The 23,109-nt window shown below is 65.6% G+C and carries 18 protein-coding genes; 10 read left to right on the top strand and 8 right to left on the bottom strand.

Going from position 1 to position 23,109, the window contains the following annotated elements; all coding sequences use genetic code 11:
- Positions 1–11: 11 nt before the first annotated feature.
- From HGK27_RS25935 to HGK27_RS25925, 3 genes are all read right to left on the bottom strand, one after another.
- The gene (locus tag HGK27_RS25935) at positions 12–2,276 is read right to left on the bottom strand and encodes a TonB-dependent receptor (RefSeq protein WP_206243709.1); all 2,265 of its coding nucleotides are present in this window, start codon (positions 2,274–2,276) and stop codon (positions 12–14) included.
- 116 nt (positions 2,277–2,392) lie between these two features.
- Entirely contained in the window at positions 2,393–3,400 is a 1,008-nt protein-coding gene (locus HGK27_RS25930; protein ID WP_206243708.1) for a FecR family protein, read from the bottom strand.
- Positions 3,401–3,425: 25 nt separating this feature from the next.
- Positions 3,426–3,965, bottom strand: a complete 540-nt coding sequence (locus HGK27_RS25925) for an RNA polymerase sigma factor (protein WP_241127484.1) — start codon at positions 3,963–3,965, stop codon at positions 3,426–3,428.
- A gap of 472 nt (positions 3,966–4,437) precedes the next feature.
- On the opposite strand from HGK27_RS25925, the gene HGK27_RS25920 reads away from it, so the two are divergent.
- On the top strand, positions 4,438–5,379 hold the full coding sequence (locus HGK27_RS25920) for an ROK family protein (RefSeq protein ID WP_206243707.1): 942 nt from the start codon (positions 4,438–4,440) through the stop codon (positions 5,377–5,379).
- Here the strand turns inward: HGK27_RS25920 and HGK27_RS25915 are convergent.
- Positions 5,321–6,499, bottom strand: a complete 1,179-nt coding sequence (locus HGK27_RS25915) for an ROK family transcriptional regulator (RefSeq protein ID WP_206243706.1) — start codon at positions 6,497–6,499, stop codon at positions 5,321–5,323. The two genes, HGK27_RS25920 and HGK27_RS25915, sit on opposite strands and share 59 nt — an antisense overlap.
- 373 nt (positions 6,500–6,872) lie before the next feature.
- On the opposite strand from HGK27_RS25915, the gene HGK27_RS25910 reads away from it, so the two are divergent.
- The 6 genes from HGK27_RS25910 (at position 6,873) to HGK27_RS25885 (ending at position 15,741) form a co-directional block, all read left to right on the top strand.
- Positions 6,873–10,322: a glycosyl hydrolase 2 galactose-binding domain-containing protein gene (locus HGK27_RS25910; RefSeq protein WP_206245559.1), complete on the top strand. Its 3,450-nt coding sequence runs from the start codon at positions 6,873–6,875 to the stop codon at positions 10,320–10,322.
- Positions 10,322–11,806 carry a carboxylesterase/lipase family protein gene (locus HGK27_RS25905; RefSeq protein WP_206243705.1) on the top strand — a complete coding sequence of 495 codons (1,485 nt, stop codon included), beginning with the start codon at positions 10,322–10,324 and terminating at the stop codon, positions 11,804–11,806. Before HGK27_RS25910 ends, HGK27_RS25905 begins: the two co-directional genes overlap by 1 nt.
- Positions 11,803–12,537 carry a GDSL-type esterase/lipase family protein gene (locus HGK27_RS25900; protein ID WP_241127480.1) on the top strand — a complete coding sequence of 245 codons (735 nt, stop codon included), beginning with the start codon at positions 11,803–11,805 and terminating at the stop codon, positions 12,535–12,537. Before HGK27_RS25905 ends, HGK27_RS25900 begins: the two co-directional genes overlap by 4 nt.
- Before the next feature lie 15 nt (positions 12,538–12,552).
- Positions 12,553–13,371, top strand: a complete 819-nt coding sequence (locus tag HGK27_RS25895; protein ID WP_241127479.1) for a class I mannose-6-phosphate isomerase — start codon at positions 12,553–12,555, stop codon at positions 13,369–13,371.
- Entirely contained in the window at positions 13,368–15,323 is a 1,956-nt protein-coding gene (locus HGK27_RS25890; RefSeq protein ID WP_206243704.1) for a glycoside hydrolase family 97 protein, read from the top strand. The genes HGK27_RS25895 and HGK27_RS25890 overlap by 4 nt, the downstream gene beginning before the upstream one ends.
- 70 nt (positions 15,324–15,393) lie before the next feature.
- The gene (locus tag HGK27_RS25885; RefSeq protein WP_241127477.1) at positions 15,394–15,741 is read left to right on the top strand and encodes a DUF1905 domain-containing protein; all 348 of its coding nucleotides are present in this window, start codon (positions 15,394–15,396) and stop codon (positions 15,739–15,741) included.
- 81 nt (positions 15,742–15,822) lie between these two features.
- Here the strand turns inward: HGK27_RS25885 and HGK27_RS25880 are convergent, their stop codons facing one another.
- Positions 15,823–16,212 carry a UrcA family protein gene (locus tag HGK27_RS25880; RefSeq protein WP_206243703.1) on the bottom strand — a complete coding sequence of 130 codons (390 nt, stop codon included), beginning with the start codon at positions 16,210–16,212 and terminating at the stop codon, positions 15,823–15,825.
- A gap of 310 nt (positions 16,213–16,522) precedes the next feature.
- On the opposite strand from HGK27_RS25880, the gene HGK27_RS25875 reads away from it, so the two are divergent.
- Positions 16,523–16,981, top strand: coding sequence for a YbaK/EbsC family protein (locus HGK27_RS25875; RefSeq protein WP_206243702.1), 459 nt, complete (start codon positions 16,523–16,525; stop codon positions 16,979–16,981).
- Between the two features lie 709 nt (positions 16,982–17,690).
- Positions 17,691–18,581 (top strand): LysR substrate-binding domain-containing protein, encoded by an 891-nt coding sequence (locus tag HGK27_RS25870; protein WP_206243701.1) that lies wholly within the window; start codon positions 17,691–17,693, stop codon positions 18,579–18,581.
- A gap of 16 nt (positions 18,582–18,597) precedes the next feature.
- Here the strand turns inward: HGK27_RS25870 and HGK27_RS25865 are convergent, their stop codons facing one another.
- A complete protein-coding gene (locus HGK27_RS25865; RefSeq protein WP_206243700.1) occupies positions 18,598–19,788 on the bottom strand; it encodes a GGDEF domain-containing protein in 1,191 nt (396 codons plus the stop codon).
- Between the two features lie 169 nt (positions 19,789–19,957).
- On the bottom strand, positions 19,958–21,511 hold the full coding sequence (locus tag HGK27_RS25860) for an MFS transporter (protein ID WP_241127475.1): 1,554 nt from the start codon (positions 21,509–21,511) through the stop codon (positions 19,958–19,960).
- 163 nt (positions 21,512–21,674) lie between these two features.
- On the opposite strand from HGK27_RS25860, the gene HGK27_RS25855 reads away from it, so the two are divergent.
- On the top strand, positions 21,675–22,526 hold the full coding sequence (locus HGK27_RS25855) for a LysR family transcriptional regulator (protein ID WP_206243699.1): 852 nt from the start codon (positions 21,675–21,677) through the stop codon (positions 22,524–22,526).
- A gap of 9 nt (positions 22,527–22,535) precedes the next feature.
- Here the strand turns inward: HGK27_RS25855 and HGK27_RS25850 are convergent, their stop codons facing one another.
- Positions 22,536–23,021, bottom strand: a complete 486-nt coding sequence (locus tag HGK27_RS25850) for an Lrp/AsnC family transcriptional regulator (protein ID WP_206243698.1) — start codon at positions 23,019–23,021, stop codon at positions 22,536–22,538.
- Positions 23,022–23,109: the final 88 nt, after the last annotated feature.

Below are 23,109 nucleotides of genomic sequence, written 5' to 3'. Positions count from 1 at the left end.
CCTGCCTCTCCTCAATATTTGGCCGCGAAGGTGACGCCGACGGTGCGCGGATCGCCGATCTGGGTGATCGGCAGCACCGAGGTCTTCACCGCATAATTCGCCAGATTGCGGACATAGACCGAGACCGAGAGATGCTCATTCGCAGGCTGGAAACGGGCGTTGAGTTCGCCGTTCCAATAGCCGGGCTGGAAGCCGTAGAGATCGGCATCCTGCACCGGATTGACCCAATAGCTGGAGGTATGGAAGGCCTGACCGCCCAGCTTCAGGCTGGCACCGTCCTTGAAATGGAAGGTGTGATCATAGCCGAAGGTGAAGGAGATCGTCGGCGAATGCGGCTGCACGGCGCCGGCCAGATCGAAGAACTGCAGCGCGCCGGTCTGCATGTTGTTGTAGCCGTCCGGGCAGGTCATGGCCGCCGCTGCCGCGGTGAGCCCCACCGTGGCGCAGGTACCCTGCGTCTTGTTGAAGCGCGCATGCAGCCAGGTGCCGTTGAAGCTCACCTTGTCGTCAGCGGTCAGGCTGGCCGCCAGCGACAGTTCCGCGCCCAGCGTATGCGCGCCCATGCCAAAGGTGGGCGTGGTGCAGCCCGCGCGCGTATCCTGCGCGGTGCAGATCACGCCCTGATAATAAAAACCGTTGTATTTATCGAGGTTCTGGTAGTTGCTGATATGGTAGTAGAACATATCGGCATTGAGTTGCAGGCGATTATCGAAGAAACGGTTCTTGGACCCGATCTCGAAAGCAGTGTTGACCTCGCTCTGATAACGGTTGAGCACATCGGTCGTGGGATTGTAGGAGCTTTGCCCACCGGGTCGATAACCGGTCGACACCGTGCCATACAGCATCGAGCGCGGTGCGACATCATACTCCACGCCCGCGCGGTAATCGGCATGAGACAGATTGGTGGTGAAGCGCTGCGTCGCCACGCCATTGTTGTTGAAGGAGTTGGTGCGCGCATCCCAGCTGTTGCGCAGCCCGGCGATGATGCGCAGGCTGTCGGTCAGCGGATAGGTCACTTCGCCATAAAGCGCATTGGTGGCCGTGGCGGAATAGACATTGTTGGCCAGCGCAGGACCAAAATTGGCGGTGGGATCATTGTTGTGCGCGGCATAGGTCCACTGATAGTTCCAATGGTAGAAGCCAAGGTTCCACAAGACCTTGCTGCCCGCGCCATTATGCAGACGAAGCTCACCCGTATATTGGTTGAACTTGTTGAATTCATCCAGCGTCACGCTGGAGAAAGGCGCGGTGTCGCCCGTGCCCCAGGGCCCGGGGTTGGTGTTGAGGCCCGCCACTTCGCCACCATGGATCGTGGTGTAAGAGCCTTGCACATCCAGCGCCACGGCGCGCGAAAAGTCATAGCTCGCTGTGCCACCAAAGGTGTGCTGATAGATGCTGGCCGTGGTGGTGTTGACCGGGTTGGAGGGCGACTGGGCCCATGGATCCCCGGTGTTGTTGATCGAATCCCCGGAATAGATCGGCACCTTGCTGGTGCCCACCGGGAAGACGTTCGAGCCATTGCCCGCCCCACCGATATGATCGAGCTGATAGCTCAGCTTCACCGTCAGCGCATCGACCGGGCGGTACAGCAGCTTCACCCGCAGCGACTGGGCGCGCTGTTCACCCTCCGCCGGATGGAAATAGCTGTCGCGGGACAGCACGGCGCCCGCCACGCGCAGCGCCAGCGTCTCGCTGATGGGGATGTTGAGCATCGCCTCACCGCGCAACGTGTTGTAATTGCCATAGGTGAAGGCGCCCGAGGCCTCCAGCTTCCCGAGCTTCGGGTCGTTGGTGTAGACATTGACCAGACCGCCATCGGCATTGGGGCCGTAACGCGTGCTTTGCGGCCCGGCGAGCACCTCCACGCGGTTGACGTCGAAAAAGCCGACCGTCGTGCCCTGCGAGTTGATGTTGTAGACGCCATCGAAGACCACCGCCGCCGAGCCTTGCGCCGTGCCCGCTGGCAGATCGCCGCCCATGCCGCGCACATCCACGCTGAAGCCGCCGGGCTGCCCTGTGGTCTGCACGCTGGGGGTGGAGGCCAGAACCTGAGCGATATCGGATTGCGCCTTCTCTTTCAGCGCGCTGCCGTCGATCACCGAGACGGCGGCGGACACTTTCTGCAAATTCTGCTCATGGCGCGCGGCGGTGACGATGATCTCGCTGATGCCGTCACCGGCAGGGGCTGCTGCCTGCTCCTGCGCGGCATGGGCCATGGGAACCCCCAGCGCCGTGCTGGCCATCAATGCGGCGCATAGGCCAAGCCTGTCTTTCATAAACCCTCCTCTGGAACCCAGCCGCCCTGACTGGCGGTCTTTCCGGAGGGAGGAGACGCCACCCCCTGCGAATTCCGCAGGTGGTGAACGGAAAAATGATGGCCCAGGCGCGAAGCTTATCGGCGGGGCGCGGGCTTCAGCAGGATTTCATGCTCATCGGCCTGCACGCTCACCGGATAAATCAGGCTGAGCGCCGTGGCGAAACCCTGAGCATCCTCCGCCCTGAACACCCCGCTGACCGAGAGATCGGCCAGAGATGGATCGGCAAGGCGCAAGGGCTTTGCCGCGTAACGGTTGAAATCCTCAACAGCGCTGGCCAGTGTTGCATGGTCGAAATGCAGGCGCCCCTGTCGCCAGCCTTGCACGGCAGCCATATCCATATGGGTGATCAGCGTGCGCTGGCTGGCCCGGTCAAAGGTCAGGGCCTGTCCCACAGTTAGTTCCGCGCCGCCCTCGATCATCGGCTGGCTGGCGCTGAAGCTGCCCGTTGGCTCCACCCGCACGCGGCCTTGAGTCAGGGCCACGGTCACCTGCTGCTGCCCGCGCCGGACATCGAATTCGGTGCCCACCGCCACCACCTCACGCGGGCCTGCCGCCACCACGAAAGGGCGCGACCGGTCATGAGCGACGCGGAAATAGGCCTGCCCCCGCACCAGATCGAGCGAACGGCGATGGGCGGAGAGCACCACCTCCACGCGGGAATCCGCATCCAGCGTCACCGTGGAGCCATCGGCCAACGCGAAATCCTGACGTTGCGCCTTGCCGGTTTCCAGCACCTCACGCGTGCTGCTCTCCAGCTGATCCTGCAGCGCCCACCATGCCCCGCCGCTCACCGCCAGCAACGCCAGACCGGCCACCAGAGCACGCGGCCAGCGCCATGAATGACGGGCCTGTGCCTCTGGGGCCGGGGTCAGGGCTTCCTCACGCAGGGCCGCGATCTGCGGATCATCCGCCAGACCGTCGAGCGCCTGCCACGGCCCGGCAAGGCTTTCAAAAGCCGCGCGATGGGCCGGGTCCTGCGCCAGCCATTGCGTCCATGCCTGCTCGCCGGCGGCATCGAGCCCGGCATGGCGGCGCAGCAGCCAGTCGGCGGCCTCCTCCATGATCTGCCCGGACCTGTGCATGGGGTGTTCCTCTGGCGGCATGGCCTCAGTCCGCTCCGGCAAAGGCGGTGGCCAGGCGGATCATACCCAGTTTGATATGCTTTTCCACGGCGCTGACGGTGATCCCCATACGCTCGGCAATCTCGGCCTGTTTCATGCCTTCGAAGCGGAACAGCACGAAGGCCTGCCGCGCCCTTTCGGGCAGGCCGGCGATTTCCCGGCGCAGGCGGTCCAGCCTTTCATCGCCCAGCATGGCCTGCTCGGGCGAGGTTTCGACTGCGGGAAAATCCTCTTCCGCATAGGAATCGGTCAGATCGGCGCCATGGCGGTTGCGACGGCGAAAATGGTCGACCAGCACGCTGGCGGCGATCTGGAACACATAGGGCTGAACGTTCTGGATGCTGGCATCGCAACCGCGCCGGGCCAGCCGCAGCAGAACCTCCTGAGTCAGATCCTCGCATTCATGGGCCAGCGGCACGCGGCGGCGGAAATAGGCGTTGAGCGCCGCGCGGTAACGCTGGGCAACCTGCGCCAGCAGATCGCTCTGCTCGGGCATGCGCCGCGCCGCTCCTGCATCCTCGAACATCGGCTCGCATCCCATCGCTGCCTCGCGCCTTGCCCGCGAGCGGCTTTCCTTCCGGCCTTGCTTGCCGTGCGTGGCCGAGCCTTAGCCTCCTTGAGGGGGCGGGCAATGGCAGGGGCAGGCGAAGCACGCCAAATCAATCGCCGAAGCGCGATTCTTATCGCCAGAGCGCTGCGACGCCACATGCCGCGCCCAAGGCGGCTTCACCGTTGGGATGGTGGTGGCAGAATTTCCCCCTCAGCATCGAAGGCGCCCGGCCATATCAGCACAAAATCATAGGCTTACGGCATATCTCAAAATTCTCTTTGACGCATCAGCGAAGCTCGGGCAAATATATAAAATAATTTTCTTTAAATAATATCGCGCAGAGACGCTGATCAGGAGAGGGGCAACCCATGCCAACAAAGGTCATCCCGGCCCGCCTGAGGCCATGCGCCCGATCCACGCGCGCCATTGCCCCATGGAGATCTTTCGCATGACACACCGCATAGCCGGCATCGAACTGGGCGGCACGAAATGCGTGGCCACGCTCTGCGATGACCAGCGCCGCATTCTGGACCAGACCACCGTGCCCACCACCAGCCCGGATGTCACCCTGCCTGCCCTCTCCGCCATTCTGGCGCGCTGGGCTTGCGATAGCCCCTTTTCCGCCCTGGGGATCGGCTCCTTCGGCCCCGTTGGCCTGACGCCGCATACACCCGATTTCGGCCATATCACCGCCACCGCCAAACCCGGCTGGCGCAACGCCGATGTGCTGGGCATTCTGAGCGGCCCCCATGATGTCCCCTGCCGTTTCGACACGGACGTCAACGCCGCCGCCCTTGCCGAGGGACGCTGGGGCGCCGCACAGGGGCTGGAGGATTTCGCCTATGTCACGGTGGGCACCGGCGTCGGCGTGGGGCTGGTCGTCCATGGCAGGCCCACGCGCGGGCTGGGTCATTGCGAGCTGGGCCATATCCGCGTGCCCCGCCTGCCCGGAGACATATGGCCGGGCCATTGCCCCTATCACGGCGATTGCGTCGAAGGGCTGGCCGCCGGTCCCGCCATCAAGGCGCGACTGGGGCAGAAGCCACTTCATGAGGCCACCGCTCAGGACCCGGTCTGGACCGGCGTGGCCCATGCGCTGGCGCAGATGTGCCATGGCATGCTGATGAGCTGTGGCCCGCACCGCATCCTGATCGGCGGCGGCGTTGCCAATGGCCAGCCCCATCTGCGCGGCATGATCGAGCGCATGCTGCGCGAGAGTGTCGCCGGTTACATCCCGCTGCCCGGGGAACCCTTCATCCTGCCGCCCGCCCTTGGTGATCAGGCCGGGCCGCTGGGGCCCATTGCGCTAGGCTTTTCTGCGCTGGAATCCGTCAGGCCGGGCTCGCCTGTGTCCAGAGCGCAGCCGCTTTTGGCAGCAGGAAATGGCTGAAGGGCAGCACCGCCGCGCCGACCGCCGGAGCCTCCTCGGCCAGCTGCGCCTTCATCACCGGTGCGGGCACCGGCACATGATGGCGCCGCTCCGCCAGAGCGGTGTTCAGCGCGTCTGCCAGATCCTCGATCCAGCCGCCCGGCAGGCGCCCGCCGATCATCACCGCCGCCGGATTGATCAGGCAGTTCACCGCGACCAGCGGCTCCACCAGCTGATCGCAGGCCTGAGTCACCCAGCGCCTGCGCACCCGCGCCAGCCGCTCATCCTCCTCCTGACGCAAGGCGGAAGGCGCCAGCCCCTCTTCCGCCATCAGCCGGTGGAGGCCCGAAAGCGAGACAAGGCGTTGCACCTGATCGCCCGTGCCCTTGGCCGGCAGAAAGCCGATTTCGCCGCTGCGCCCATGCGCGCCGCGCACGTAATTGCCGTCAATGACCAGCCCGCCGCCCAGCCCCGAGGACACCAGCAGATAGAAGAAGCTGGAAGCGTGCAGGCCATGCCCCAGCTGCTGTTCGCCCATGGCGGCGGCGGCGGCGTCATTCTCCACGAAAACCGGCAGGCGGAACGGATCGGCCAGCAGGGACGCGATATCCGCGCTTTCCCAGCGGGCATAATCGCTCGGGCGGCCCGGGAGATCGACCACCCCGAAATCGTCGGGCATGGCCACGCCCACCCCGACCAGCAGCGCCTCATCAACCCCCGCCTGCGCCACCAGCTGCGCGGCAGAGGCGCGATAATGGTCACGCACATCCTCGGGCGTGGGGAAATCGATGTCGCGCGTGGCCTGAGCCAGAACCTCACCCGCGAAATTGACCAGCACCAGCGTGATATGATCACGGTCGATGTTGACGCCCAAGGCATAGCAGGCCGATTTGTTGACCACCAGATTGGTCGCCGGCTGGCCGCGCCCGCCGCGCCTTTGCCCGGCCTCATCGATCAGCCCCTCGGCGGCGAGGCGTTTGGTGATGTTGGCGATGGAGGGCGCCGTCAGCCCGGTGATGCGCGCCAGATCGACGCGGGTGATCGGGCCGTTGATGCGGATCGCATGCAGGGTCACGCGCTGGTTGTGATCGGCGGCGCGCTCAAGATTGGTGCCGGAGAGCCGAACCGGGCTGTCGCTCATCGTGGATGTCACCGCGCATTCACCGGGAGGATCAGTCTGGCCGTCATCGATTGTCCTTTCGGAGGCCATCAAGCCTCCCGTTTATGCGCCCCTGCAGCGGTGAACCCGTCTCTGCCACAGGCGGAGGCCTGGGACCAAACTTTAATTGAAACAATTTTGTTTAAGGTTGAGAAGGATAAGGCTGTCGAATGGCAAGGTCATAGCACGCCCCGCTGCCAAAGCGACATGGTTCCATCAGGCTTCACACAGCTCGCGTGGATTTAATAATTATTTTAAATTGACTTATTAATGGAGCCCGATCATGCTGCCAGCATACCCGATCGGGAAAGAAAACGACAAGGTCGCAGCCTTTGGCCAGGCGACGTGGGAGAGCATGATGATTTCGCGCAAGATCGCCCGGCGCCTGACGGGCTGTGTCGCAGTGTCGGTGCTGGGTCTGGCCTTGCAGGCCGCAGCGGCCCCTGCCAACCCGTCGCCGCTGGAGGGGCTGGGGCCCTACAACGCCGCCTTTATCGCGGGCGGCATCGGCATCGACCGCGATCTGGCGTCCTCCCCTCTGCTGACGGCAACCGCTGGTCAGACCTTCTCCGCATGGGTCAACCCGCAGGAAACAGCCCATGGCACCACCACGCTGATCGCGCTGGGCGATCTGGCGGGCGTGACGCGCAGTCTGGCGCTGGTCGATGGGCGTCCCGCGCTGCTCTCGGGCCAGACCTTCCGCCTGATCGCCGCCACGCCGCTGGCCGCCGGGCATTGGACCCATGTGACGGCGACCCTCTCGCCCGATGGCGCGCAGCTCTATGTCGATGGCCGTGTGGTGGCCAGGGGCGCCCTGCCCGTCCCCGCGGTCACCGGCCAGATCCACCTCGCCCCCGCCATGGCCGGCCAGCCGCATTTCAACGGCACGCTGGTTTCCGCGCAGCTGACGCCCGGCGCAGCCTCGCCCGATGCGATCGCCGCCATGGCGGCTCAGCGCCCCGATTTCGATCTGGTGCAGATCTGGCATGTGGGCATTGGCTGGGAATTCCAGAAAACCGCCAACACCGGCTACTGGCGCCAGCAGGACCCATCGACCCTGCCTCAGGCCAAGGGCGGCACCACCGCCCCCGTGGCGAAGCCCGTCACGCCCCGCCCTGCGGTGGAGGCCCTTGGCACAGGCCGCTGGCGCATCAACGGCTGGCAGCTGGCCGCCGCGCCCGATGTGGCGAAGGACGGCGAAACCCTCTCCCGCCCCGGCCAGCCTGCGGGCGTGTGGCGCCCGGCCACGGTGCCGGGTACGGTGCTGACCACGCTGGTCGATCGCGGCGTCTATCCCGATCCCTATTATGGCCTGAACAATCTCAAGATCCCGGAGAGCCTCGCCCGGCAGGATTACTGGTATCGCACCAGCTTCACCCTGCCGCCCGAAGCTGCGGGCAAGCAGCTCTCGCTGGTGCTGAACGGCGTGAACTATGCCAGCACGGTGTTCATCAACGGCGCCCGCGCGGGCAGCACCAGGGGTGCCTTCGCGCGCGGCCGCTTCACCTTCGCCGCCGTATCGGGCGAGAACACCATCGCCATCCGCGTGGCCCCTCCGCCCCATCCCGGCATCCCGCATGAACAGTCGATCAGCGCGGGCGTGGGCGAAAACGGCGGCCAGCTGGCCATCGACGGCCCGACCTTCGTGGCCACCGAGGGCTGGGACTGGATTCCCGGCATCCGTGACCGCGACACCGGCCTGTGGCAGGATGTGGAGCTGGACGCGACCGGCCCGGTGCGGCTGGGCGATGCGCAGGTCATCACCAACCTGCCCCTGCCCCGCATCGACAGCGCCGACATCACCATCGCCGTGCCGCTCCACAATGACAGTGCTCAGGCCCAGACCGTCACCGTCACCGCCAGCTTTGACGATGTGCGCGTCAGCCGCCAGATCACCGCGCCCCCGGGGGAGAGCGAGGCGCGCTTTACCCCCGCGGATTTCGCCGCGCTGCATGTGAAGAATCCGCGCCTCTGGTGGCCCAACGGCTATGGCGAGCCCGCGCTGCATACGCTGCATCTGGAGGCCAGCGTGGCCGGGCAGGGCAGCGATACGGCGACCACCCGCTTCGGCATCCGCGAGGTCTCCTATGATCTGTCGCTGATGGACAGGGCCGGGCATCTGCGCCGCGTGAATGTGCAGCCCACCGACGGGCGGCTGAGCGACACCAGGCTGATCGACATCCGCCATGAAGCCATCAAGCAAAGCCCGAAAGGCTGGGTGGAATCGCTGACGGCAGCAGGCGAGACCTCGCCCGCCGTGCGTGACCTCGGCCCCGAGGACACTTTGCCGGAACCGCATCTGACCCTGCGCGTCAATGGCGTGAAGATCGCCGCGCGCGGCGGCAGCTGGGGCATGGACGATGCCCTGAAGCGCCATGACCGTGCCCGGCTGGAGCCCTATTTCCGCCTGCACAAGCAGGCCCATCTCAACATCATCCGCAACTGGATGGGCAACAACACCGAGCCGGAATTCTACGATCTGGCCGATGAGTACGGCATGATGGTGCTCAACGACTTCTGGCAGTCCACCCAGAATTTCCAGGTCGAGCCCGAAGACCCCGCGCTGTTCCTCGCCAATGCCGAGGATGTGGTGAAGCGCTATCGCAACCATCCCTCGATCGTGGTGTGGTTCGGCCGCAATGAAGGCGTGCCCTATCCCACGCTGAACGAGGGGCTGGACGATCTGCTTTTCAGGCTGGATGGCACGCGCTGGTACACCGGCAGCTCGAACACGGTGAATCTGCAAGGATCTGGCCCTTACAATTACCGCCAGCCCGAGGGTTATTTCACCGATCTGGCCACCGGCTTCTCGGTGGAAACCGGCACACCCTCGCTGGCCACGCGTGAGGCCGTCAGCGCCTATGTCCCGCCCGCCGACCGCTGGCCGCTGAGCGACACGCTGGCCTATCACGACTGGCATTTTTCCGGCAATGGCGACACCAGGACCTTCATGCAGAGCCTTGACCGCCGCTTTGGTCCGGCCACCAGCTTCGAGGATTTCGAGCGCAAGGCCCAGATGATGAATCTGGAAGGCCACAAGGCGATGTTCGAGGGCTTTCTGGGCCATCTCTGGACCCGCAATTCGGGCCGCCTGCTGTGGATGACCCATCCGGCATGGACCTCCAACGCCTGGCAGATCTACAGCTCGGATTATGACACCCATGCCGCCTATTACGGCATCGCCAAGGCCGCCGAGCCGCTGCATGTACAGATCAACCTGCCCGGCAATGAGGTGGTCGTCATCAACACCACCCGCGACAATGCCCCCGGCCTGACCGCCACCACCCGCATTCTGGGGCTGGACGGCAAGGAACTCTTCGCCCGCCGCGACAGGCTGGATGCGCCGGCCAACCGCGACACCATGCTGCCCGCCGTGCCGCTCGGCACCCTGTTGGCCCGGCATCCGATGCTGCTGGTCAGCCAGAGCCTGACCGACCGCAGCGGCCACATCCTCTCCTCCAACCTCTATTGGCGCGGCAAGGAGGAGAGCAGCTATCGCGCGCTCAATGATCTGCCGCCCGTGGCCCTGAAGGCCGTGGTGGCCGCCCCCGTCACCATCGGGCAGGAGCAGGAGCTGCGCGTCACGCTGACCAATCCCGCCGCCACCCCGGCGCTGGCGGCCAAGCTGACGCTGCTCGACGCGCAGGGGCAGCGCATCCTGCCCGCCTATTACAGCGACAATTACCTCTCGCTGCTTGGCGGGCAGACGCAGGTGGTCACCATCCGCTATCCCGCCCGCAGCGGCCCCGCCCCGCATGTCAGCCTGCGCGGCTGGAACGTGACGGATGCCGAGGCCGGCCAGTGATGCAACGGGCCGTCGCCCTGCTGGCAGCGGCCATGCTGTGGACGGGGGCGGCACAAGCCGCACCATCCGCGCCGCCCACCGTGGCCGTGACAGGGGGCACCATCGCGGGGACGACAGACGATCGCGGAACGCTGCTGTTCCGCGCCATCCCCTTTGCCGCCCCGCCGCTGGGCGATCTGCGCTGGCGCCCGCCCGCGCCGGTGGTGCCATGGCTGGGCCGGCGCGAGGCCACCCGCCCCGGCGCCTCCTGCCTGCAGAATGACTATGGCTGGAACCATGCCGATTATGTGCGGGCCAGCGAGGATTGCCTGACGCTGGATGTCGCCACCCCCGCTCTGGCCGGGAAGAGGCCGGTGATGGTGTGGATTCACGGCGGCAGCAACCGGGCTGGCTCGGCGGGTGAGACGGTGCGGGCCTCGCTGGCGGCGCGGGGCGTGGTGCTGGTGGCGGTGCAATACCGGCTCGGCCTGCTCGGCTATCTGCCGCATCGCGCTTTGGCTGCCGAGCAGGGCGGCCATACCGGCAATTACGGGCTGATGGACCAGATCGCCGCCCTGCGCTGGGTGCAGGCCAACATCGCGCGCTTTGGCGGCGACCCGGCCAATGTCACCATATTCGGGGAATCGGCGGGGGCGCAGGATGTCGGCCTGCTGCTGGCCGCGCCAGACACCAAAGGCCTGTTCGCCCGCGCCATCCTGCAAAGCGGCACGCCCTCTTTCGGCCTGCCGTGGCGCCCGCTCGATCAGGCCCTGCGCCTTGGCGACCAGCTGGACGCTTTGCTGGGGACCGGCGGCAGCATCGCCCCCTTGCGCGCCGCATCGGCCCATGCCCTGCTGGAGGCCGACAAGGCGCTGCATGATCCGGCGCTCCAGCATGACGATTTCCTCTGGCTGCGCACCACCATCGACGGCGCCGTGCTGCCGCGTGATCCTCAGACCTTATTGCAGGAGGCGCCCGCCCGCCCGGTCATCATCGGATCGAACCGCGCCGAATTCGGCCTGCCCGGTGGCCGCCCTCACCGCGATGCCGATGTGGACGATGCATTTGGCGCCAAGACGGACAAGGCGCGCGCCTTCTACCGCCTCGACGCGCCCGATCCCGCCGCAGACCCAAGGCTGGGTGACCGCGACCTGCGCATCTCGACCGATATCCTGTTCCGCTGCCCCGCCGGCAGGCTGTCCGATCTGCTGTCCGGGGCGGGATGGCCCGTATGGCGCTATGAGTTCGATCTGGCGCCCGATGGCGGGCGCAGCTTCCATGGCGCCGAGATCGGCTATGCGATGGAGGGCAGGAGCTTGGGCCCCGCCATCACCCTGCAGGATTACTGGCTGGATTTTGCCCGGAGCGGCAGGCCCGCGCCCGCAGGCAAACCGGCATGGCCCGCCTATGCGCCGGGCCGCCGCCATGTGATCTTCGACGCGCACGGCGCCACGCCCGGCGCCGATCTTGCGGCAACACCTTGCGACTGGATGGACAGGATATGACAGCGAAGCTCAACCGCCGCGCGATGATGGGCATGGCCGCCGCCCTGCCGCTCAGCGCGGCCATGCCCGCAAGGGCTGCCGAATGTCCGGTCGAAAGCGAGGCAGACCGCCGCCTGCACAGCGATTTTGCCTGGCTGGGCCGCTATGCCGACGACAATCGCGCCCTGATCGCCAGCGGCGCGGCCACCGGCATCGTCTTTATGGGCGACAGCATCACGCAGGGGTGGAAAGACAAGCGCCCCGGCTTCTTCACGCCCGGGCGCGTCAATCGCGGCATCAGCGGGCAGACCACGCCGCAGATGCTGCTGCGCATGATGGCCGATGTGATCGCGCTGCGGCCCCGCGCCGTGCATATCATGGGCGGCACCAACGATATCGCGGGCAACACCGGCCCCATGACCGAAGCCATGAGCCGCGACACCATCGCCGCCATGGCCACGCTGGCCCGCGCCAATGGGCTGCGGGTGCTGCTCGCCTCGATCCCCCCGGCGTCGCACTATCCGTGGCGGCCGGGTCTCGACACGCGCACGCCGATCGCCGCGCTCAACGGCTGGATGCGCGATTATGCCGCTCAGGCCGGGCTGGACTGGATCGACTATCACGCGGTGCTCGATGACGGCGCCGGAGGCATGAAGCCCGGCCTGTCCTATGACAACGTCCACCCCACCGAAGCGGGCTATGACGCCATGGCCGGTCTGCTCACGCCCCGGCTTGCCGCGCTGGGCCTGTAAAACAAGGGTTCCATCATGAAGCTTGCCGCCACCCTTGTGGAAAAACCATGGGGCCGCCATGATCTGCCCGGCTGGGCCGAGCCGCCGCAAGAGGGGCGCGAACCCATCGGCGAGCTGTGGTTCGCCCCGCCTGACGGGACGCATCTGCCGCTGCTGGTCAAATATCTCTTCACCGGCGAGCGCCTTTCGGTGCAGGTCCATCCCGATGATGCACAGGGCCGCGCGCGCGGCCTCACGGGTGGCAAGACGGAATGCTGGTACATCATCGATGCGGAGCCGGGCGCCACGCTGGGCATCGGCACCGCCATGGCGCTCGATCCGCAGCAGCTGCGCGATGCCGCGCTCGACGGCTCGATCGAGCAGAAGATGGTGTGGCATCCCGTTGCGGCGGGGGATTTCTTCTTCATTCCCGCCGGTACGGTCCATGCGGTGGGCGCGGGCATCACGCTGGTCGAGATTCAGCAGAATGTCGATGTGACCTACCGCCTGTATGACTATGGCAGGCCGCGCGAACTCCATCTTGAGGATGGCACGGCGGTCTCCCGCGCGCAGCCCTATGATGCGGCCCATGCCCTGCGCAGCGCCGAGGGGGGGCCGCGCGAACGCCTGCTGGTGCAAGACCCGCTGCTGACCGTGCTGCGCACGGGCGATGCCGATCTGCTGCGCGCGCGTCTTGGCGCGGGACCGGTGTGGATCGTGCCGCTGGCCGGTGTCGCCACCGCCGATGGCGAGGCGGCCGGCGTTGGCGAATGCCTCTATCTCGACGATACCACCACGCTGCGGTTGTCTGACGACGCATGGATGCTGGCCGCCACTCAGGGAGAACAGGCATGATCCGCAAACCCGCCATCGGCGCCCTGCCCCTTGTCGCGCTGACCTTCGCCACACCGGCTCTGGCGCAGTCGCTCGATGTCGCCTCGCCCGACGGCCATAATCACATTCGCCTCGCCCTGGATGCGCAGGGCCAGCCCGTCTGGTCCGCCGAGCGGGACGGGCAGCAGGTGATCGATCCCTCGCCTCTGGGCCTCACGCTGGCGGAAGGCCCGCTGGCGACAGGGCTGGCGGTCACCGGCAGCGAGGCGTCGGCCGGCGAGGATCGCTATGCCATCATCGCCGGCAAGGCTGCCTCTGCCGCCGACCGCTATCGCGCGCTGAGCATCCATCTCGCGGAAAAGGACGGCGCCCGCCGCGCGCTGACCATCGAATTGCGGGCCTATAATGATGGCGTCGCCTTTCGCACCATCCTGCCGGTGCAGCCGCAGATCGTGGCCCCCATCATCCGCGAAGAGCGCAGCGAGTTTCGCGTGGCGCCGGGCAGCCAGTGCTGGGGCTTCAACATCGGCTCCTTCGGCAAAAGCCATGAGGGCGAATATGAGCCGGTCGATCCGGCCAAAGCCCGGCCCCATAACCTTTTCGACCTGCCGATGCTGTGCGAAAGCAAGGGCAAGGCGCTGGCCATCACCGAGGCGGGCCTCACCGATTACGCGGGCCTCGCCCTGACCGGACGCGGCGATGGCGGGCCGGGCTTTGCCGCCAAACTCTCCCCCGCGCTCGACGATCCGCGCTTCGCCGTGCGCGGCAAGGTCGGTTCACCGCTGGCCTCGCCATGGCGGCTGATCATGCTGGGCGACAGAGCGGGCGATCTGATCCCCTCCACGCTGGTCACCAGCCTTGCCGAGCCCTCACGCGTGGCGCAAACCGACTGGATCAAGCCGGGCCTCTCGGCATGGGACTGGTGGAACGGCCCCAGCCTGAAGAGCGTGACCAAGGCCGGCACCAACACCGAAACGGCCAAGGGCTTCATCGATTTCGCCGCCGCCAACGGCCTGCCCTACAGCCTGATTGACGAGGGATGGTATCAGGGCGCGGGCGGCGCCGGCGAGGTCCGCCCCGGCGCCGATGTGATGCATTGGAACCCCGCCATCGATCTGCCCGCCCTGATCGACTATGGCGCGAAGAAGCATGTCCGCCTGTGGCTGTGGTTCAACTGGCGCGCGCTGGACGCCAATATGGAAGCCGCGCTGGCCCAATATGCCGCGATGGGGATCGCCGGGATCAAGGTCGATTTCATGGACCGCGACGATCAGGCCATGGTCGACTGGTATCACCGCCTGCTGGAAGCGGCCGCGCGCCATCATCTGATGGTCGATCTGCATGGCGCCTATGTGCCGCGCGGCCTGACGCGCACCTATCCCAATTTCCTGACTCAGGAAGGGGTGATGGGCGCGGAATACAACAAATGGAGCCGCCGCGTCACCGCCGACCACAATGTGATGCTGGCCTATACGCGCGGTCTGCTGGGGCCGATGGATTATACGCCGGGCGGCTTCAACAATGTGCCGCCCGCCGATTTCGTGCCGCGCAATGACCGGCCCTTCGTGCAGACCACGCGCGCGCACGGGCTGGCTCTCTATGTGGCCTATGAAAGCCCCTTTGCCTGCGTGTCCGACAGCCCGGACACCTATGCCGAAAGCCCACAGGGGCTGGAGTTTATCCGCGGCGTGCCCGGTGTCTGGGACGAAACCCGCTTTCTGGGCGGGCAGGTGGGGGATTATGTCGCCATTGCCCGCCGCAAGGGGAAGCGCTGGTATGTCGGCGTGCTCAACAACCATGAGGCGCGCCGCATCAGCCTGCCGCTCGATCTTTTGGGGCCGGGTTTTCATATGACGCTCTGGCGCGATGGCGCCACACCGCGCGAAACGGTGAAGGAGGTGCGCGCGGTCCATGGGGCTCTTGCCATCGATCTGGCGGGTTCGGGCGGGGCGGCGCTGATTTTGGAGCCCTGAGGGCGATTTACGCGGCGAGGGCCGGGACAAAGGCTTGCGATGGAGGAAACCCTCCACCATCATGCGGGTCATGAGCCCGGCCCAAACCATGAATGCCACAACCATGCATGAGCGTGACACCATCAGCTTCAGCGGCAAGGTCTGGGTCTGGACCTCCGCCAAGGGCGGGAAACCTGTCCGCTGGTTCTTCGTGACGGTGGAGGATGGCCCGGCGGCTGAGTTGAAACTCGTCTCCATGGGGCTGACCGCCGGTTTCGGCTCGCTGCCGGTGAAGGCGCGGATCGGCACCACCACATGGCGCACCTCGGTCTTCCCGCATCGTGAGAGCGGCGGATGGCTGTTGCCGCTCAAGGCTGCGGTGCGCAAGGAGGCCGGTATCCGCGAGGGGGACGAGATCGAGGTGACGCTGGAGATCTGAGGGGATCGGGGCCCGGCACGCCAGCCTGTCGGCGCGCGGGCCCCTGCCCCATTCCGGCGCGTCAGCCCCGTGAGATGCTGCTCAATTCCCCTTGTGGCTGGGCTCCGTCCGGTCCTGATAGGCATATTGGACTTTTGTGGTCGTCGCGGCGGCGGCCAGCGCCTTCTGGTGCAGGGCTTCGAGTTGCACGGCGCCCTGTTCGCGCGCAGCCAGCACACAGGCCGCATGCTCGATCTGGAAGCCATCAGGATCGACAAGCGAGGCGCACAGGGATCGAGCAGCGCCTGCGATGCGCCTCCGGGCCATGCCGAGGTCATTCGCCTGAGTCAGATCCAGCCCGGAGAGATGGACATCGCGATGGGGCGCCTCGCCATCGTGATCCACGGCCTGCGCGAAGGACATCGGCACGGCAAGGATCAAGGCAGCTGCAACGATGCCCATGCGGGAGAGAGTACGAAAACATCCGTTCATAGCTTTTCCCCTGAGTGTGAACGAAGACTTCGGGCGGCGCCTCCCTGTGACATCATGGCGAGGCGGCAAGCCCGGCCCGACCATGGCCGTTTCATCATGCTTCGGCATGGATGAGGGGCCGATGATTGGCTGATGATGCGCTGATGATGGGCTGATGACCTGCCCGTTTCCCGGCATGTCGCCGCTTTTGCGATCCGCCACAGATGCTGGCCACGACAGCAAGGTCCCAGGGCGGCCCTTTCAACGCATTCCCGAATCAGGATAGAAGCACGCACCAAGCCGACAGAACCGGCACACAGGAGCCCCCAGCATGATCGATGCCTTTCGCGAAGCGCTGAGCAGGGCGCAACATGAGGAAACCATCGCCGAATTTCCCGCCGGAACGCACAGCGCAGCCGACGCCGCCGAAGCGATCGGATGCCCGGTGGCCCATATCGCCAAATCGATCGCCTTTCGCTCGGAGGAGGATGTTGTTCTGGTGATCGCCTCGGGCACCAACCGCATCGACAGGAAGAAGGTTTCTGCGCTCATCGGCAAGCCTGTCAAACCTGCTGCCCCCGATTGGGTCCATGAAAAGACGGGTTTCGCGGTGGGCGGTGTTGCGCCTATCGGCCATGCCTGCCCCGTGATCACGGTGGTTGACCGCGATCTGCTGAGCCTGACGCCCTTATGGGCAGCAGCCGGATCGCCGATGCATGTCTTTCGCACGACAGCGGAACAGCTTGTCACAATGACATCGGCAACCATAGGGGACATCCGACAGGCGTGATCCCGCCAACGGCGCCGCCACGCAACCTTCCGGCGATCTTACGAAGGACGCGCGCCGCCGGAATGAACGATGCCTTTGACAATCATGTTGGCGCCACGAAAAACCACACAGGCTATCGTGGGGTCTTGCCTGTCCCATGCCATAGTGGTCGGCACGTTGATGAACGTGCCCGCAGGATCGGGATCAGGCGCGAATCGGGCTTCGGGACAACGATCTTGTTGGCAAAGGGCCGCGTGATCCAGTGATTGCCCATCGGATCGAAAATAACACCGTCGTAATAGCCCAGCTGTGAACGCTCCGTCACGTTCAGCCTGGGGCCAAGGTCATCGCCCCCATGTCGTTTTATGCGACGGAGGCGGGGCCGGGCTGCCGAGACATGCCAATCGCAACGGCGGCTTGGCCGGAAGCGGGGTGCATAAGCCTGACCTATCGGCGGCCATCCTCTCGACCCTGCCTTGTCGAGCAGTCCCAAGGCTTGTCAAACGCGATGCGGACATGAGAGGCGGAGGCCGCAAGCATGGCAGACCACAGCTTGCCGACCATCGGGAAACGCCAGGAAACCTCTCTTTCCGGGCAGGGTGCGCAGGCATGATCCATGATATGGCATCCTTCGGGCAAGTGTGACGTTGCACATGGAATAACCGCAGCATGCCGCTTCACGCCAACCAATTGATCGACAGACATCATCAGCTGTGCTTATGATCTGCAGATGCGCAAGATCCCTCCTCTGGCGGCTGTCCGCGTCTTCGAAGCTGCGGCGCGGCATGAGAATTTCACCGCCGCAGCGCGCGAACTGGGAATGACTCAGGCTGCGGTCAGCCACCAGATCCGCCTGATCGAGGATCATCTCGGCCAGATGCTGTTCCGGCGTGAGCGCCAGCGCGTCGCCCTGACCGATACGGCGCGTCGCGCGGCGGCGACCATCGGCACGGGCCTCGACATGATCGAAAGTGCCTTCGCCGAGATGCGGGGCGATGATGAAGCCACGCTGACGATTTCAACCACCCCCACCTTTGCCAACGCCTGGCTGGCCTGGCGGATCGGGCGCTTTCAGATGCGCTATCCGGATATCGCCGTCCGCCTGCTGATGCAGGAAGGCTTGGCCGATTTCTCCGGTGACGGCGTGGATGTCGCGGTGCGCTCGGGCCATGGGGACTGGCCCGACCTTGCGGCTCACCGCCTGATCGAGCAGGATTTCACGCCGATGTGCAGCCCCGGCTTTCTGGCGGCACAAGGGGGAGACATTCAGCCGCAAGACCTGCTGCGCCTGCCGCTGATCAGCCCTCACGATCCGTCATGGGCCTGCTGGCTGCAGCAGGCAGGGCTGGCGCAGATAGAGGCGCGCGCCCTTCATGGCATCCGCATGGATTCGCAGGCAAACGAAGGCCATGCGGCGATTGCGGGTCAGGGCATTGCCATGCTCACGCCGTTTTTCTGGAAGCAGGATATGTCCGACCGGCGGCTGGTGCAGCTCTTTCCTCAGGTCTCCAGCCTGGGCATGGCCTATTGGATCGCCTATCCGGAGCACCGCCGCAGAACGCGCAAGATCCGCCGCTTCTGCGAATGGCTGCTGGCCGAAATCGGCATCGCCAGCCAGTAAGCTGCGGCCCCCGTTCCTAACCCTTGCCCACAACCGCCAGGCGAACCTGCCCCTGCCCGCTGATCTGCTCGCCCGCGACACGGCATCTGTCACGCCCGGCCCGCTTGGCGTCATAGAGCGCGCGATCCGCCCGGCGCAGCGTGTCGGCCAGATCTTCGCCTTCTTCCACCAGCGTCAGGCCAAGGCTCACCGTGACGGCATGGGACAGGCCCGGCGGCATGCGCGACACCGCCAGCCGCAGATGCTCGCACACCAGCAGGGTGCCCTGCTCGTCCAGTCCCGGCAGCAACATCACGAATTCCTCGCCGCCGATCCGGGCCAGCATGGCAGAGGACGGCCTGTTCTGGTCAAGGCATGAGGCCACGGCCTTGAGAACCTCATCGCCCTGCGCATGGCCAAAACTGTCGTTGATCCGCTTGAAATGGTCGATGTCGATCACCGCAACGCCCACCGCTGCGCCCTCACGCCGGTCACCCGTCAGCGCGGCAAAGCGTTCGAACAGCGCGCGGCGGTTGGGCAGGCTGGTGAGCAGATCGGTGCGGGCCTGAAGCGAATTGGCCTGCACCACCGTCTGCAGCACGGTGATCAGCGACAGCAAGCCGGCGGCCACCATCAGAAAGCCCGTGCTGGACTGCGACACCACGGCATAAAGCGTATGGGCATAATGTGTTTCGCTGACGGAGCCCCCCAGCAAAAGCGCGGCAAAGGGCTTGAGCAGGAAATGCAGCGCGGTCAGCACGAACACGCCCGACAGCACGCGGTTCATCGCCGATGGGGGGGCATGGCGCCAGGTGGTGATCGCGCAAAGCGCGCTGCCCAGCGCGAAAGGCACCTGAAAACCAAGGTCGATCCACAGGCTCTTGTGCGGCATGCCGATCGTTGCCCAGCTGTAGACAAGGCCGATCATGACGATCACCGATGCGGCCCGCCACCAGGGGCGCTTGCCGTAAAACTGCGACATCACCGGCGAGTACAGCGTGATCCCGGCCAGAAATCCACCCGCCGCGATCATGCCCATCCACTTGAGATCGCCGCCGAAGAGGATGGCCACCTCCCCCAGCGGATTGAGCGCCCCCAGCCCATAGCACAGCGCGATCCACCGGGCCCTGCGCACGCTGGGATTGAGCTGGGCAATGGTGAAGAAACTCGCCACCAGCATGGCGGCGATGGTGATGTTCACCAGAAAGGGCAGCAGGGCTTGTGGCATGTCATCACCGCTGATTGGCATCCCGTGCCGCCGGATCAGCGCAGAGATCAGGCCGGATTTATGAATGGAAAGGCTTTCTAATCCGTTATCCCCCTTAAGCAGATTTGCGGGCCGTCATGCTGCGGCGGCCAACATCGCCTGCCGCGACGGGCGCCCGGCCCTGGCATGTTCAGTCCATCATCAGCTCGATGCCGACAGGGGCGGGGGCCGCTGTCGCCGCTTTGGGTGCCTGCCGGAAAACGAGCAGGCTGATCACACTCATCGCCCAGCCGCAGAGCGCGGCATACAGCATCACACCTTGAAACCCTGCCAGCAAGGCCGCATGCGCCCCCGCCGATCCGATGCGCCCGGCTGCCGACAGATCGCCACCGGCAAGGGTGCGGGCCAGCTGGTCAAGCGCCGTGGCCTGCATGCCGTGCAGGGGCAAGTGCTCCAGCGCGCCGCGAATGCCATGGACCAGAATCAACCCCATCACCGCAATGTTGATCGAGAGCGAGATGATCCGCGCGCTGGTGTCCATCGCCGATGCCATGCCCGCCTGCTCGGGCGGCAGGGCGCCGGTCGAGGTGTTGGTGACGGGCGTGTTGGTCAAGCCCAGCCCGACACCGGCCAACAGGCACCCCGGCAACAGCGCCCGCCAATCGGCATCCCGGCCATAGGCCGCCAGCAGCATCAGGGCAAACCCCGTACCGATGGTCGCCAGACCCAGCGGGATCACCGTGCCCGGGCCATGGCGGGCCAGCAGCCGCTCTGCCAGCGGAGGCACCACCAGCGGCGGCAGCGTATAGGCCAGCAGCATGGCCCCCGCCGCTTTGGCATCAAGCCCCAACACCGCCTGAAGATGGATCGGCAGATAGATCACGAAAGGCCAGAAGCTGAAATTCATGCCCGCCGAGCCGATCAGCGCCCCCAGAAAGGGCTTCACCCGGAACACGGAAAAATCGAACATGGGCCGCGTACTGCGGTTCTCGATGATGACGAAGGCGATGATGCCGAGGCCGCCCAGCATGGCCAGCGCCAGCCCGGCCGGATTGTCAGCGCTGATCGCCCGCCCGTCGATGATCACCTCGACCAGTGCGAAAACCGCCAGAGACAGGGTGACCATGCCGGGCAGATCCAGCCTGCTGAGCCCGGGATTGGCGCTTTCCGCAATGCCCCAGCCCGCCAGACCGAAGGTCACGACCGCCAGGCCGACATGGATCAGGAACACCCAGGGCCAGCCGGCCAGCGCGGCGATCAGCACGCCCACCAGCGGGCCGAAGCCCAGCCCGGCGCCAAAGGTGATCCCCCATGCGGCAAAGGCCCTGCTGCGCTGGGCACCATGGCGGAACTGGTGAGACAGCACCGCGATCTGGCAGGTCAGCATCGCCGCGCCGCTGGCGCCCTGCAGGAAGCGGGCGGCGATCAGCTCGGGCGCATGCGGCGCGAGGCCGCACAGCAGCGAAGCGAGGCCAAAAAGCGCGATGCCGATCATGAAGATCCGCTTGCGGCCGAAACGGTCCGCCAGGGCGCCGCTGGCCATCAGCCCGCTCGCCATGGCCAGCGTATAGGCGTTGACGATCCATTGCAGCTGCCGGAAATCGGCGGGCAGGATGCGCTCCAGATCGGGCAGAATGGCCGGGATGCTGGAAATCTCCAGCCCCAGCATGGTGGCGGAGAGGCAAACGGCCAGCAGCGCTGCGAGATTTCGGGCCGGATGTTCAGAATGGCGGGTTTGGTTCATGACCCTGTCCTGTCTCGAAGGTGAAACGAAAAAGCCTTGCAAGACAGCGCGCTGCATCATGCGCGCCCGATCCATGGCCTCGGGACGGAAGGTGGCGTGGATTTGATTATCCATCAATCATATGGCATCAAATATCAGAGACAACAAATCCGGATATCACTCCATGGCGGCACTTGAGGTTGACGGCGTCAGGATCTTTCTGGCGATTGCCGATCTGCGCAGCTTCACCCGCGCGGCAGAAGCGCTGGGCACCACGCAGGGGGCGATCAGCGTCAAGCTCAAGCGGCTGGAGGATCGCCTTGGCCAGAGGTTGATCGAACGGACACCGCGGCAGGTGCGCCTTTCGATGCAGGGCGAGATCTTCCAGCAGCCCGCACGCGAATTTCTCGCCGCCCATGATCGCGCCATGGCCAGCCTGACCGCCCCGCGCCGCCGCTTTCGTCTGGGGATTGGCGGCCATGTGATGGGGCCGGGCATTCCGGCCTTGCTGGCCCGGCTCAAGGCGCTCGATCCGGGGCTCGCGGTCGAGGTCGAGCTGGGCAATGCCCGCGATCTGCTCGATGCCTTTGAGGCCGGGGCGCTGGACGCCATCATCCTGCGCAGCGACGATGACCGGCGCGAAGGCGTCCCTCTGGGTGAGGAACGTTTCGGCTGGTTCGCCTCGCCAAATTTCGATTACAGCGCCGGGGAAGCGCTGAAAGTGGCGATCAGCTCGCCCAGCTGCGCGATCCGCGATGTGGCAGCCCGGCTGCTCGACCGCGCGGCGATCCCATGGGAGGAGGTCTTTACCGGCGGCACGGCGGCGATTGCGGCAGCTCTTTCGGCAGGGCTGGCGATCGCCCCCTTCCCCTACAGGCTGGCGCCAAGCGATGTGATCGACCGGGGCGAGGCCTTCGGCCTGCCGGTTTTGCCGGTGCTGTCGCTGGTGCTGCACTCATCCCTGTCCGATCCGCGCACCAGAGAGACCCTGCGCGCGATCAGTGCGGCCTTTCACGACCATCGCCAGCCGGGCTAGGGCATGTGCCTATGATCCGGGCTCGGTAAGGTCCAGAGGCAGCGCCGTGGTCGACTTGATTTCGGACAGCGCCACCATCGAGTTCACCTCCTGCACGCCGGGCACCTGCGAGAGCTTGTCGAAGAAAAAGCGCTCATAGGTTTCGATGTCACGCGTGACGATGCGCAGCATGAAATCGGTCGATCCCATCAGCACAAAGCAGTCCAGCACCTCCGAAAAGCCCTGAATGGCATCGGAAAACTCGGCCAGATGCGCCCGCCCATGTGCGTTCAGCTTCACCTGCGCGAAGATCTGCGCCCGCAGCCCCAGCTTGCGGCGATCCAGCACACAAACCTGCGAGCGGATATAACCCTCATCCTTCAGCCGCTGGATGCGGCGCCAGCAAGGCGCCTGCGACAGGCCGATCTCCTGAGCGATATCGGTGGTCGAGCGGGAGGCATCCAGCTGAAGGATCGCCAGAATGCGCTTTTCATACTCATCGAGATCATCCAGCATAAATCAATCCATACAGTCCACAATGGGGAATACACCATTCCCATATCACCGCTCACAACCCGATATAAGCAATTTTTATCAAAGCCCG

It is taken from the genome of Novosphingobium terrae (assembly GCF_017163935.1).
GTDB classification, from domain to species: Bacteria; Pseudomonadota; Alphaproteobacteria; order Sphingomonadales; family Sphingomonadaceae; genus Novosphingobium; species Novosphingobium terrae.
The sequence above is the reverse complement of the archived record's forward strand: the minus strand, read 5'-3'. Positions and strand labels throughout refer to the sequence as shown.

Excerpts from the sequence above, each read along its gene's own strand:
- HGK27_RS25935 (WP_206243709.1), bottom strand. The coding sequence starts at position 2,276 with ATGAAAGACAGGCTTGGCCTATGCGCCGCATTGATGGCCAGCACGGCG.
- HGK27_RS25930 (WP_206243708.1), bottom strand. The coding sequence starts at position 3,400 with ATGCACAGGTCCGGGCAGATCATGGAGGAGGCCGCCGACTGGCTGCTG.
- HGK27_RS25925 (WP_241127484.1), bottom strand. The coding sequence starts at position 3,965 with ATGTTCGAGGATGCAGGAGCGGCGCGGCGCATGCCCGAGCAGAGCGAT.
- HGK27_RS25920 (WP_206243707.1), top strand. The coding sequence starts at position 4,438 with ATGACACACCGCATAGCCGGCATCGAACTGGGCGGCACGAAATGCGTG.
- HGK27_RS25915 (WP_206243706.1), bottom strand. The coding sequence starts at position 6,499 with ATGAGCGACAGCCCGGTTCGGCTCTCCGGCACCAATCTTGAGCGCGCC.
- HGK27_RS25910 (WP_206245559.1), top strand. The coding sequence starts at position 6,873 with ATGATGATTTCGCGCAAGATCGCCCGGCGCCTGACGGGCTGTGTCGCA.
- HGK27_RS25905 (WP_206243705.1), top strand. The coding sequence starts at position 10,322 with ATGCAACGGGCCGTCGCCCTGCTGGCAGCGGCCATGCTGTGGACGGGG.
- HGK27_RS25900 (WP_241127480.1), top strand. The coding sequence starts at position 11,803 with ATGACAGCGAAGCTCAACCGCCGCGCGATGATGGGCATGGCCGCCGCC.
- HGK27_RS25895 (WP_241127479.1), top strand. The coding sequence starts at position 12,553 with ATGAAGCTTGCCGCCACCCTTGTGGAAAAACCATGGGGCCGCCATGAT.
- HGK27_RS25890 (WP_206243704.1), top strand. The coding sequence starts at position 13,368 with ATGATCCGCAAACCCGCCATCGGCGCCCTGCCCCTTGTCGCGCTGACC.
- HGK27_RS25885 (WP_241127477.1), top strand. The coding sequence starts at position 15,394 with ATGAGCCCGGCCCAAACCATGAATGCCACAACCATGCATGAGCGTGAC.
- HGK27_RS25880 (WP_206243703.1), bottom strand. The coding sequence starts at position 16,212 with ATGAACGGATGTTTTCGTACTCTCTCCCGCATGGGCATCGTTGCAGCT.
- HGK27_RS25875 (WP_206243702.1), top strand. The coding sequence starts at position 16,523 with ATGATCGATGCCTTTCGCGAAGCGCTGAGCAGGGCGCAACATGAGGAA.
- HGK27_RS25870 (WP_206243701.1), top strand. The coding sequence starts at position 17,691 with ATGCGCAAGATCCCTCCTCTGGCGGCTGTCCGCGTCTTCGAAGCTGCG.
- HGK27_RS25865 (WP_206243700.1), bottom strand. The coding sequence starts at position 19,788 with ATGCCACAAGCCCTGCTGCCCTTTCTGGTGAACATCACCATCGCCGCC.
- HGK27_RS25860 (WP_241127475.1), bottom strand. The coding sequence starts at position 21,511 with ATGAACCAAACCCGCCATTCTGAACATCCGGCCCGAAATCTCGCAGCG.
- HGK27_RS25855 (WP_206243699.1), top strand. The coding sequence starts at position 21,675 with ATGGCGGCACTTGAGGTTGACGGCGTCAGGATCTTTCTGGCGATTGCC.
- HGK27_RS25850 (WP_206243698.1), bottom strand. The coding sequence starts at position 23,021 with ATGCTGGATGATCTCGATGAGTATGAAAAGCGCATTCTGGCGATCCTT.